The organism is Photobacterium sp. DA100, from assembly GCF_029223585.1.
Taxonomy (GTDB): domain Bacteria; phylum Pseudomonadota; class Gammaproteobacteria; order Enterobacterales; family Vibrionaceae; genus Photobacterium.
This window is the reverse complement of sequence record NZ_CP119423.1, coordinates 189878-201920: the sequence shown is the minus strand read 5'-3', so window position 1 is coordinate 201920 and position 12043 is coordinate 189878. Positions and strand designations below refer to the sequence as shown.

Here is a 12043-nt window from a genome sequence, read left to right as displayed (position 1 = left end):
TGCTACTCTCCTGACCGTTAAACCAACGCTGTAAGCTGTGGAAAACCATTTCGAATATTTATGCACTGCATCGCTTGCGATGACGCGCCCTTAAGCAGGTTGTCAATCGCAGACGTTAAAATTATGTGTCCATCCTGTATCTGCCAACCGATATCACAGAAGCAGGTACCGACCACGCTCTGTAGTTTCGCCGCCTGCTGGCCCAGCAGACGAACGGCATGCATGTCACTTTCACCGGCATACGCTGCATTCATTGCCGCTTCGACTTGTTCGGCAGTGACCCCAGCAGCCAATTTGGCGGTGATGGTCGCCAGGATCCCACGCTTGAAGTTGCCGAGATGAGGAATAAAGATCACCTCCTGGCCGAGGTGGGTGGCAATTTCAGGCTGGTGACGGTGGTTGAAAATACCGTAGGCCTGGAGGCTGACTTCGCAAAAGCTGTTGGTCATTGATGCCTTGCGGCCTGCCCCGGACACACCGCTTACCGCATTGATCACCGGCCACTGCAGGGTATCTAACAGTTCACTTTCAATAAGTGGTTTTAAAGCCAGTTGCGAAGCCGTTGGGTAACAGCCCGGAACGGCAACTAGCTGGGCACTGGCAATGGCGTCATGGTTCCACTCGGCAAGGCCATAAACCGCTTTTTCCAACCATGTCGGAGACTGGTGGTCAAAACCATAAAACTGGGTATAAAACGCGTCGCCCTGAACCCGAAACGCCCCTGACAAATCAAACACCTGACAACCACAATCCAAAAAAATCGGAGCCAAGTCATGGCTCACTTCATGGGCCGTTGCCAGCAACACGATGTCACCCGCCTTCGCGACCTCTTGCGGCGAACATAGCGGCTGCAGCGGCAAATCAACAATACCTTTTAGCTGACCGTGGAGTTCACTGATCGGCTTGTTGGCATCGAGGCTGTTGGCCGAAACGAATAAGCCCGCCAGCTTGAGGTGAGGATGTAGGTGTACCATTTTCGCCAGCTCTGCGCCGGTGTAGCCGCTGGCACCGATAATATAGGTGTTCAACATAATCAATCCGTGTATTTTGGTTTGTGGGTGCTTTGGGTTAGGGGTGTAGCTAGCAGCAAGGCTGCCTCGGGATGGGGTGCGCAGAGGCACCAAGCGAAACTCAGCGTCGTCGGAGGGCGTGTTGTGATTGGCTAGTCGCTTGGTTCATGGGGCTTCGTACCTATTTCAGTTCCGTTACAAACATTGATACTGTTTGGTTAACATTCCACTCTGGCTAACCGAACCTCAAGATCAATATTTTTATTCATATCTTTTGAATTAATATGTTTACCGACATTTACTGCCAGTGTCAACTCCTAGGCGGGAAAAAATAATAAAAGATGCACCAATCAGCCCATTTAGGGGATTTCTCTTTTTATCTACGCCAATCAACCGCAGCACAAAGCACTAAATCGCACCAAAAATGAGAACTTTCTCAACACATTGCACACCAAGCACGCAGTTTTTGTGCCTTATCACACCATTTTAGAGAAACTTTGTTACACCCTCCGTTTCATAACATGATAAAAATCAATGCACTGTCGTTTTCTTACTAGTTATGACGATCAATGTTGACCTCAAAGCCTGAACACGGCTAGATTGTTGTCTAATGAGTTAATTGGATGTAATAAATTTACGAGATGGATGCGATATGAACGAAAAGTACAGCGCGCTTAGAAGCAACGTCAGTATGCTCGGTCACATGCTGGGTACGACAATCAAGGATGCGCATGGTGAAGAACTGCTAAGTAAAGTAGAAACCATCCGCAAACTATCCAAGTCCGCCCGCGCAGGCAATCAAGACGATCGTGCCAAACTGATCGACGAACTGCAGAACCTGCCGGACGACCAGCTATTGCCTGTAGCCCGGGCCTTCAGCCAATTCCTGAACCTGACTAATATTGCCGAGCAGTACCATACCGTCTCGCGCCACAGTGAAGAACATATCTGCAGCCCAGACTCCATTGATGCATTGTTCGCCAAACTGGACGAGCAGGACATCAGCAAATTCGATTCAATCCAGGCGGTCCGTGATCTCAACATTGATTTGGTCCTGACGGCCCACCCAACCGAGATTGCCCGTCGTACCATGATCCACAAGCTGGTACAGATCAACAAATGCCTGTCCAAGCTGGAGCTGAGCGAGCTGTCTAACAGCGAACGCCAGCGCGTTGAGCGTCGCCTCGAGCAGCTGATCGCCCAGGCATGGCATTCCGATGTTATCCGCAAGCAACGCCCGACGCCGCTCGATGAAGCCAAGTGGGGCTTTGCCGTGGTCGAAAACTCGCTATGGCAAGCTGTGCCGGAATTCCTGCGCCAGTTTGACGAGAAACTTACAGCCCACCTGGGCGAAGGCCTGCCGATTGACGCGGCACCGGTCACCTTCTCATCATGGATGGGTGGGGACCGTGACGGTAACCCGTTTGTGACGTCGGAAGTAACCCGCGAAGTGCTGCTGCTATCCCGCTGGAAAGCGGCCGACCTCTACCTGCAGGATGTCAAAGAGCTGGTCAGCGAACTGTCGATGGTCAAGTGCAACGACGAGGTCCGCGATCTTGCCGGTGACGAACACGAACCTTACCGTGCCATCTTGAAAGATCTGCGCGCCAAGCTGACCAATACCCGTGATGTGCTTGATGCCAAGATCAAGGGCCTCGACGCACCAAGCTACGGTATCATCGACGATGTCAGCCAGTTGTGGGATCCGCTTTACGCCTGCTACCGCTCACTTCACGAATGTGACATGGGCATCATCGCCGACGGCCTGCTGCTCGACGTACTGCGCCGCATCAAGTGTTTCGGTGTCCACCTGGTCCGCTTGGATATCCGCCAGGAAAGCACCCGCCACTCCAACGTGATTTCCGAGTTGACCCGCTACCTGGGCCTGGGCGATTACGATCAATGGAGCGAGCAAGACAAAGTGGCCTTCCTGGTCCGCGAACTGTCCTCCAAGCGCCCGCTGCTGCCTCGTGACTGGGCCCCTTCTGACGAAGTCAAAGAAGTTATTGATACCTGCAAGGCCATTGCCGATCAGCCACGCGAAGCCCTGGGCGCGTATGTCATCTCCATGGCCCGTACTGCCTCTGATGTGCTGGCCGTACACTTGCTGCTGCAAGAAGCCGGCTGCAAGTTCCGCATGGATGTGTGCCCGCTGTTTGAAACCTTGGACGATCTCAACAATGCCGAGAGCGTGATCAAGCAACTGATGAACATCGACTGGTACCGTGGTTATATTCAGAACCACCAGATGGTGATGATCGGCTACTCCGACTCCGCCAAAGATGCCGGCGTCATGGCCGCTGGCTGGGCCCAGTACCATGCGATGGAATCGCTGGTTGAGGTGTGTGAGGAAGCGGGCGTCGAACTGACCCTGTTCCACGGCCGCGGCGGCTCCATTGGCCGGGGCGGTGCACCAGCACACGCAGCCCTGTTGTCACAGCCACCGCGCAGCCTGAAAGGCGGCCTGCGCGTGACAGAGCAAGGCGAGATGATCCGCTTCAAGCTGGGCCTACCTGAAGTGGCGGTCAACAGCCTGAGCCTGTATGCCAGCGCAATCTTGGAAGCGAACCTGATGCCGCCTCCGCAGCCTAAGCAAGAATGGCGCGAGCTGATGGATGTGTTGTCTGAGGTGTCCTGCGACGCCTACCGCGACGTCGTGCGAGGCAATGAAGAGTTTGTCCCATACTTCCGTGCAGCAACCCCTGAGCTAGAACTGGGCAAACTGCCGCTGGGCTCACGTCCGGCCAAGCGTAACCCGAAAGGTGGCGTGGAAAGCCTACGTGCTATCCCGTGGATCTTCGCCTGGAGCCAGAACCGCCTGATCCTGCCAGCTTGGTTGGGTGCCGGTGAGGCCATCCAGTTCTCGATTGACAAGGGCCATGCCGCTCAGCTTGAGGAAATGTGCCGCGAGTGGCCATTCTTCTCAACCCGCCTGGGGATGCTGGAAATGGTATTTACCAAGACCAATATCGGCATTGCGGAATACTACGACCAGCGCCTGACCGACAAGTCACTGTGGCCTATGGGACAGAAGCTACGTGAGCAACTGCAAAAAGACATCAAGGCGGTGCTGAACGTGGAAAACAGTGCCCACCTGATGGAACAAAACCCATGGGGTGCCGAGTCAATCCGCCTGCGTAACATCTATGTCGAGCCGCTGAATATGCTGCAGGCCGAGTTGCTCTACCGTACCCGCCGCCAGGAGACGCCATCGCCGATGCTGGAAGAAGCACTGATGGTCACCATTGCTGGTATCGCGACCGGTATGCGAAACACCGGCTAACCGGCACGCGCCATATTCGACATAAAAGGCTAGCGCCTGATGCGCTAGCCTTTTCTTTTCTCCACAGCTTCACATCGCCTCACTATTGAGACAGTACTGCCAACACGGGTTTAACTAAACTAAACCACACGCAGTGAAATTGTTTGATGCAAAACAATTTGCATCAAAGAATGAATAGCAAATAACAGGCAATATATAGACCAGCATCACAAGACGGGCAATTGGTTGCACCAGTTTTCGTCGATATCACGCTCTGATGTCGAAAATTAGCTCATTGATGTGTATGCTACGTGATCTTGATCAGGCACTGCAACAGCACGATTATAAAAACGCCAATGAGCGATGGGTACGTTGCGGCCGTCTCAGGCCATGCCGATTGAGTTATTTTTTTGTAGTATTTTAACGGATAGAAGAGATGTCACTACCACACGTTATTTTGACTGTGTTGAGTAACCGAGATGCCACCGGTTACGATATCACCAAAGAGTTTTCCCACAGTATTGGCTACTTCTGGAAAGCCAGCCACCAGCAAGTATACCGCGAGCTGAACAAGATGGCCGGCAATGACCAGGTAACCTGCAAACTGGAGCCGCAAGAAGGCAAACCCGATCGCAAAGTCTATTCCATTACCGATCTGGGCCGTCAGGCACTGTTTGAGTGGTTCCAAGAGCCAGCCCGAAACCCAACCATCCGCGATGAATTTTCTGCCAAGCTGGTCGTGTGCGGTGTCCACAATTCAGAGCCGATGCAGCAGCAGCTTGAAGGCCTGATCGAAGAGTCACACACACTAATCAACCATTACAACGAAATGGAGAAAATCCATTTTGCTGACCACAAGAACCTCGATCGCCAATCCCGTCTTGACCGTCTAACCCTTCGCCGAGCGATCCACAACCGCCAGGCATGGATTGACTGGGCCGAAGAAGTACTGGCTGAGCTGAAAGACATGGACTCCGCTGGCAGCCCTGTTGCCCTGTAAGTTTTAACTTCAGCGAAGAACATAAAAAAGCCGCTCCGAGCGGCTTTTCTTTTATTTATCACTTGGTGCCGGCCTTCTCGCATCAGGCCTTGGCACGCACCCCCAGCGTATGGCAGATGGCATAGGTCAGTTCGGCGCGGTTAAGGGTATAGAAGTGGAAGTCCTTCACCCCTTCGCGGCTCAGTACCCGCACCATATCGATCGCATTGCTGGCCCCTACCATCTGGCGGCTGAGCAAATCGTCATCCAGCCCTTCGTACTGCTTCTCCAGCCAGCCCGGGATCTTGACGTTATTGGCGTTGGCAAAGCGCTTGGCCTGCTTCATGTTGGAAACCGGCAGGATCCCCGGTACGATTTCAACATCGATCCCCGCCGCCACGCAGCGGTCACGGAAGCGCAGGTAGCTTTCAACGTCAAAGAAGAACTGGGTGATGGCACGGCAGGCACCGGCATCTACCTTGCGCTTGAGGTTGATCAGGTCGGCCTGGGCACTCTTGGCTTCAGGATGCACTTCCGGGTACGCTGCCACCGAGATATCGAAGTCGGCTTCCGAGCGCAGCAGCTCAACCAAGTCCGCCGCATACATATCCGGCTTTCCCCCCTGGGCCGGCAAATCGCCGCGCAGGGCAACGATATCGCGGATACCGTTGTTCCAGTAGTCGCGTGCAATGCTGCGCAGTTCATCGCGGGTCGCATCGATACAGGTCAAGTGCGGTGCCGCCACCAAGCCGGTCTGCTCCTTGATGTCTTTGATAATCGAGTGGGTACGGTCACGCTCACCCGAGTTAGCCCCGTAAGTCACCGAGACGAACTTAGGTTGCAGCGTTTTCAGGCGGTGAATGGAATTCCACAGCGTCTGCTCCATCTGCTCGCTGCTTGGCGGAAAGAATTCGAACGACACATTGATGTTGCCGTCAATGTCAGCAATATTCTGGTTCAGTGAATCCAAGTGGCTTGCGTATGAATACCCCATAATCCATTCCTTACTCTTGTTGGCGCGCGGCCGCTCCCTAAAACTGACGTCATCCAAATAACCGTTTAGACGTCTATATGTCTACAGGATGTCTTGTAACCAATTTAATGTCAACACGATGATCATGAATATTTCTCAACTTCAAATTGCAGGATCTTCAACATTGCCCGGCCACTAAAAAGCCCGCAAACAGCGGGCTTGTCGGTCATTAACGATAGTCATGGACACTTGAGCTGGGCAATCTCAACCACCCAGACCATTGCACTGGATCGCCTTCTTTTAGCCAGTGAATTTCACTGACGAGAGGCGGCAGTTGGCAGCCTGATTACAACATCGACGCCAGGCGGTTGATATCCGACAGCAGCGCCCCGGCCGTCACATCACGGCCCGCCCCCGGTCCACGGATCACCAACGGATTATCGCGGTACCAGCGGCTTTCAATCGCAAAGATATTATCGCAAGGCAGCAAGTTAGCCAGGGCATGCTCGCGCGGCAGCGCCTCTATCCCCACCGCCGCCTTGCCGTGGCGATCAAGCCGGGCAATATAGCGCAGGACTTTCTCCTCTTTCTGGGCCTTGCCCAGCCGCTCATAGAGCAGCTCATCCAACTCTACGGACTGTTCGAAAAAGTCATCGACCCCAAGAGCGGCCAGCGACTCAGGCACCAAGGTTTCCACCCTGACCTGCTCAGGCTCCAATGACAGACCGGATTCTCGAGCCAAGATCACCAGCTTGCGCATCACATCGCTGCCGTCCAGGTCATGGCGCGGATCCGGCTCGGTCAGCCCCTGCTGCCAGGCCTGCTCGACCAGCTGCGAGAAAGGCACCGAGCCATCATACTGCTGGAACAACCACGACAAGGTTCCGGAGAAGATGCCCGACAAGGCAATGATTTCATCGCCGCTCTCGCGCAGGTCACGCACCGTATGGTTGACCGGCAGGCCGGCCCCCACGGTCGCATTGTAGAGCCAGAACCGGCTGCTCTTGGCGAACGCATCAATGACCTGATGGTAGGCATCACCTGAGGCAGAGCCTGCCACCTTGTTGGCCGAAATCAGATGCAGCCCCGCTTCGGCCACCTGCGGATAACGCGCAGCCAGTTCGCTGCTGGCGGTCACATCCAGCACGATCACATCGTCATAGGTGTGGCTGGCCAGCACCGACAGCCACTCACTGCCTTCATATTCCACCGATTCATCATCAAAGGCATGCTGGGCTCGGCCGGCATCAATGCCCTCAAAGTCAATCCAGTGGCGGCGGCTGTCGACCACGCCAATCAGGGTAAAGCTCATCCCGTGGCGCTTTTCCAGCGTCGCCTTCTCGGCCCCGAACAGCTCGAGCCAGCGGCTGCCGATATTGCCCTTGCCACACAGCACCAGGCCAATCCGCTTCTGGGCCTGGAACAAACTCTGGTGGATCCCCTGAATCAGGCTGTCGGTATCGGCCTTGCGCAGTACCGCGACCAGACTCAGGCCCGATTCCGACTCGGCGATAAATTCCAATGCCTGACCTTTGAGCTGCTGGTAGAAACCGTAGCAGTGCACCGCATTGTTCACCACCCCGGCCCCCACTGCCGCCACCAGCGAGAAGCCCTCGCGCAAGCGCAGCTCAGCCGCGATGCCGCTATCTTGCAGCTGGGCCAACACACTGTTGACCACTTCCGCGGTATAGGCCAGCTGCACCCGGCCTTTGTCCGGCTCAACGCTGCTGGCAAGCGGCTGCAGTTGGGTACGCTGCAGGAAACGCTCGATATCGGTGGCAATCGGTGCAAAGTCATGGGCTCGGGTCACCGACAGTTCAATCAGGCACACATCATCGAGCGAGGTAATGATCTTGGCACCGCGCCCCGAGGCCAAGACCCGCTCAACCCGGGTCGAGCCCTGCTCCGGCTGATGGCTACAACGAAGAGTCAGGTCGATAGCACTCTGCGCCACCGGCTGCAAGGTACGGCTATGCAATACCGGTGCTGCCAAACGCGCCAGTTCACTGGCCTCATCAAGGCGCAGCAGCGGCAGCAGGCAGGCATCGGCTACCTTGCGCGGATCGGCACTGTAGACACCGGCGACGTCACTCCAAATCGTGACCCGCTCGACATCCGCCAGAGCCCCGATCACGGTGGCCGAATAGTCAGAGCCGTTGCGACCGAGCAGCACTGTCTCGCCGCTCCCGTTTTGGGCCATAAAACCGGTGATCACCACCCTTTGCTGGCTGTACTGGGCCAACTGCTCCTTGAGCAGCGGCCATGACTGAGCACGGTCCACTTCCGGCTGGGCAGCGCGCTCGGCGCGCAGGAAGCAACGCGAGTCGAGGCTGACAGCCGGCACCTGCTGCTTGTTCAGCAACGCGGCCAGCAACCGCGCCGACCACTGCTCGCCGTGGCCCAGCACCCTGGCATATTCCGCCTCGGTCAAAGGCTTTTCCGCCAGGGCGGACAGCCCCCCCAGCTCAAGGTGCAGCTGGGTCAACAGCGCATCAGCCGCCTCCCCCTCAAGCAGCGACTCTATCAGCTCCTGCTGGAACCCGCGCAGTGACTGCAACGCCTCGTGGGCCTGGCGGCCGTCTTTCTCCAACAGCTCAAGCCACTCAATCAAACGGTTGGTGGTCTTGCCGGCCGCCGACACCACCACCAAATCGCTCTCGTTCGAATACTCGCGCAAAATCTCAGCGACCCGCAGGTAGCACTGCGGATCCGCCAGGCTACTTCCCCCGAACTTGTGCAGCTGACGTGTTACCGAAACGCTCATTTACACTTCCTCCGCCGCTTTGTTGAAGGCCTGTTCCAAATCGGCAATCAAGTCCGCGGGATCTTCAAGCCCTACCGACAGCCGCAGCAAAGACGGCTTCAAACCCGCTTCGGCCTGGGCCTCATCTGACATCGCGCGGTGAGTCATGCTGGCCGGGTGACAAATCAGGCTTTCGGTCCCACCGAGAGACTCTGCCAATGAGAAACAGTTTAGCGCTTTCACAAACACTTCAAGCTGCGCCATGCTGCCAGCTATTTCAAAACTCAGCATCGCCCCGAAGCCCTTCTGCTGCTTGAGAGCAATGGCATGGCCTGGGTGCTCCGGCTGGCTCGGATGGTAGATCGTCCCCACCAATGGCTGCTGCTGGAGATAAGCCAGGATCTGGCGGCTGTTTTCTTCGTGCATGCGCATTCTCGGCGCCAGTGTTCGCAGGCCGCGCAGTGTCATATAGGCATCGAACGGTGCCCCGGTCGCACCGATACAGTTCGCCCACCAGGCGATCTCCTCGGCATGCTCGTCCTGCTTGGCGATCAGCACACCGCCAACCACATCCGAATGGCCGTTGATGTATTTGGTGGTAGAGTGGACAACAAAATCAGCCCCAAGGGCGATAGGCTGCTGCAGGATCGGAGACAGGAAAGTGTTGTCGACCGCCACCAGCGCACCAGCCTGTTTGGCTGCAGCACAAAGCTCAGCCACATCGACAATACGCAGCAGGGGATTTGACGGGGTTTCCACCCAAATCAACTTGGGCTGCAACGCCAGCGCATCGGCCAGGGCAGCCGGATCGGTCTGGTCCACAAAGCGGACCTTAAAATCGCCTTTTGCTGCCCGGGTATTGAACAGGCGGTAGGTACCGCCGTAGCAGTCATGCGGGGCTATAATCAAGTCATCCGGCCCGATCAGTGCAGAAACCAGCAGGTTGATCGCCGCCGTCCCACAGTTGGTCACCACAGCACCCGCCCCTCCCTCCAGCTCAGCCAGCGCATCGGCCAAGGTGTTACGGGTCGGGTTGCCAGAGCGGGAGTAATCATATTGAGGCACCTCGCCCAACTGCGCAAAACTATAGGTCGAGGTCAAATAGAGGGGAGGTACCACAGCATTGTACTGGGTGTCAGATTCGATGCCGGTGCGAACAGCGACGGTGGCTAGCTTCTTGTCACACATAATTACTTTCCTTGTCAGGGCGGCCCTGGTGAATAACTTTTATGCAACAACATAACCACAAACACAGAAGACGTCAACACTTCTAGACGTCTATATGTCTTTGCTTATGGCGGTAAATCCCGCTAAAATTCAGGCATACTATATTTCATCACTTTTATATCGCTGAGAAGGTAAAAAATGGCAGAGTGGAATGGCGAATACATCAGCCCTTACGCGGAACATGGTAAGAAAAACGAACAAGTAAAAAAAATTACAGTTTCGATTCCATTGAAGGTACTGAAAATTCTGACCGACGAGCGTACCCGCCGCCAGGTCAATAACTTACGCCATGCTACCAACAGTGAACTGCTGTGCGAGGCTTTCCTGCACGCCTACACCGGACAGCCGCTTCCTACTGATGACGACATCCGTAAAGACCGTCCTGACGACCTTCCGGCCGAAGCCAAGGCCCTGATGGAAGAGATGGGGATCAACTACGAAGACATTACCGAATAAGCCAATGTGCATTCGTCTGCGTCAATAATGCCACGGTATTTTGACGATAAAAAAACCAGCCTTGCGGCTGGTTTTTTCGTTTACGGTGCAATGTGCGAAAATTATTTCGCTTCCATGTAGCCGGCAGGCATCTCGATTTGGGCCACGCCCGACTCCACGGCGGCCTGGGCGACGGCCTTCGCCACGCGTGGCAGCAGGCGAGGATCCATCGGCTTAGGAATGATGTAATCCGGGCCGAACTCCAGCTTGTCAGCACCGGCAGCGGCAACCACCTCGGCCGGTACCGGCTCTTTGGCCAGCGCCCGGATGGCATCCACCGCGGCCAGTTTCATCTCGTCATTGATCTCGCTGGCGCGAACGTCCAGGGCGCCACGGAAGATGAACGGGAAGCAGATAACATTGTTGACCTGGTTCGGGTAGTCCGAGCGACCGGTACCCATGATCAGATCATCGCGCACCGCATGGGCCAGCTCAGGCTTGATTTCCGGATCCGGGTTAGAACACGCAAACACCACCGGTTTGTCTGCCATCAGCTTCAGCGCTTCCGGTGCCAGCAGATCCGGACCTGATACCCCGACAAAGATGTCGGCACCTTCGATCACATCTTCCAAGGTACGCTTGTCGGTGTTGTTGGCGAACAGCTGCTTGTACTCGTTGATGTCGTCGCGACGGGTGTGGATCACGCCCTTGCGGTCAAGCATGTAGATCTTCTCGCGCTGGGCACCGCACTTGATAAGCAGCTCCATACACGCCACCGCTGCCGCACCGGCACCCAGGCAGACAATCACGGCTTCGCTGATCTTCTTGCCCTGGAGCTCCAGCGCATTGAGCATACCCGCCGCAGTCACAATCGCCGTGCCGTGCTGGTCATCATGGAATACAGGGACGTGGCAACGCTCAATCAGGCGTTTTTCGATTTCGAAACAATCAGGCGCCTTGATATCTTCCAGGTTAATGCCGCCAAACGTGTCGGCAATATTGGCTACCGTATCAACGAACTCATCAATCGTACGGTGCTTGACTTCGATATCAATCGAGTCCAGACCCGCAAAACGCTTGAACAGCAGCGCCTTGCCTTCCATAACAGGTTTTGAAGCCAATGGGCCAAGGTTGCCTAGACCTAGAATTGCAGTGCCGTTGGTGATCACCGCAACCATGTTGCCCTTGCCGGTGTACTTGTAGACATTTTCCGCGTTTTGCGCAATTTCACGCACAGGCTCGGCAACGCCCGGGCTGTAGGCAAGGGCGAGATCTTCGACGGTATTGGCAGGCTTGGTAAGCTCTACTGCAATTTTGCCGGGTACTGGGTAAGCATGGTAATGAAGGGCCTGTTGGCGAAAATCTTCAGACATAGTGTTCGAAATCCTGACTGGAGGTGACTTTATTTTGGAAT

8 protein-coding genes are annotated in these 12043 nt (G+C 55.5%); 3 read left to right on the top strand and 5 right to left on the bottom strand.

Annotation, left to right across the window (positions count from 1 at the left end; translation table 11 throughout):
* Positions 1-17: 17 nt before the first annotated feature.
* The gene (argC, locus tag PTW35_RS00980; protein ID WP_281026182.1) at positions 18-1031 is read right to left on the bottom strand and encodes an N-acetyl-gamma-glutamyl-phosphate reductase; all 1014 of its coding nucleotides are present in this window, start codon (positions 1029-1031) and stop codon (positions 18-20) included.
* A gap of 631 nt (positions 1032-1662) precedes the next feature.
* Between argC and ppc the strand changes: the two genes are divergently transcribed.
* Both ppc and PTW35_RS00970 read left to right on the top strand, forming a co-directional pair.
* Positions 1663-4293, top strand: a complete 2631-nt coding sequence (gene ppc, locus PTW35_RS00975; protein WP_281026181.1) for a phosphoenolpyruvate carboxylase — start codon at positions 1663-1665, stop codon at positions 4291-4293.
* Between the two features lie 415 nt (positions 4294-4708).
* A complete protein-coding gene (locus PTW35_RS00970) occupies positions 4709-5272 on the top strand; it encodes a PadR family transcriptional regulator (RefSeq protein ID WP_044622356.1) in 564 nt (187 codons plus the stop codon).
* A gap of 82 nt (positions 5273-5354) precedes the next feature.
* On the opposite strand, the gene metF is transcribed toward PTW35_RS00970, so the two are convergent.
* The 3 genes from metF to PTW35_RS00955 all read right to left on the bottom strand — a co-directional run bounded on the left by metF (position 5355) and on the right by PTW35_RS00955 (position 10155).
* Positions 5355-6245, bottom strand: a complete 891-nt coding sequence (gene metF, locus PTW35_RS00965) for a methylenetetrahydrofolate reductase (protein ID WP_281026180.1) — start codon at positions 6243-6245, stop codon at positions 5355-5357.
* A gap of 325 nt (positions 6246-6570) precedes the next feature.
* The gene (locus PTW35_RS00960) at positions 6571-8988 is read right to left on the bottom strand and encodes a bifunctional aspartate kinase/homoserine dehydrogenase II (RefSeq protein ID WP_281026179.1); all 2418 of its coding nucleotides are present in this window, start codon (positions 8986-8988) and stop codon (positions 6571-6573) included.
* Positions 8989-10155: an O-succinylhomoserine (thiol)-lyase gene (locus PTW35_RS00955; RefSeq protein ID WP_281026178.1), complete on the bottom strand. Its 1167-nt coding sequence runs from the start codon at positions 10153-10155 to the stop codon at positions 8989-8991.
* Between the two features lie 177 nt (positions 10156-10332).
* On the opposite strand from PTW35_RS00955, the gene metJ reads away from it, so the two are divergent.
* Entirely contained in the window at positions 10333-10650 is a 318-nt protein-coding gene (gene metJ / locus PTW35_RS00950; protein ID WP_039469057.1) for a met regulon transcriptional regulator MetJ, read from the top strand.
* Positions 10651-10751: 101 nt separating this feature from the next.
* Here metJ and PTW35_RS00945 read toward each other — a convergent pair whose 3' ends face one another.
* Positions 10752-12002 carry a malic enzyme-like NAD(P)-binding protein gene (locus PTW35_RS00945; protein WP_281026177.1) on the bottom strand — a complete coding sequence of 417 codons (1251 nt, stop codon included), beginning with the start codon at positions 12000-12002 and terminating at the stop codon, positions 10752-10754.
* Positions 12003-12043 lie beyond the last annotated feature (41 nt).

Excerpts from the sequence above, each read along its gene's own strand:
- PTW35_RS00970 (WP_044622356.1), top strand. The coding sequence starts at position 4,709 with ATGTCACTACCACACGTTATTTTGACTGTGTTGAGTAACCGAGATGCC.
- metJ (WP_039469057.1), top strand. The coding sequence starts at position 10,333 with ATGGCAGAGTGGAATGGCGAATACATCAGCCCTTACGCGGAACATGGT.
- PTW35_RS00955 (WP_281026178.1), bottom strand. The coding sequence starts at position 10,155 with ATGTGTGACAAGAAGCTAGCCACCGTCGCTGTTCGCACCGGCATCGAA.
- PTW35_RS00945 (WP_281026177.1), bottom strand. The coding sequence starts at position 12,002 with ATGTCTGAAGATTTTCGCCAACAGGCCCTTCATTACCATGCTTACCCA.
- PTW35_RS00960 (WP_281026179.1), bottom strand. The coding sequence starts at position 8,988 with ATGAGCGTTTCGGTAACACGTCAGCTGCACAAGTTCGGGGGAAGTAGC.
- metF (WP_281026180.1), bottom strand. The coding sequence starts at position 6,245 with ATGGGGTATTCATACGCAAGCCACTTGGATTCACTGAACCAGAATATT.
- ppc (WP_281026181.1), top strand. The coding sequence starts at position 1,663 with ATGAACGAAAAGTACAGCGCGCTTAGAAGCAACGTCAGTATGCTCGGT.
- argC (WP_281026182.1), bottom strand. The coding sequence starts at position 1,031 with ATGTTGAACACCTATATTATCGGTGCCAGCGGCTACACCGGCGCAGAG.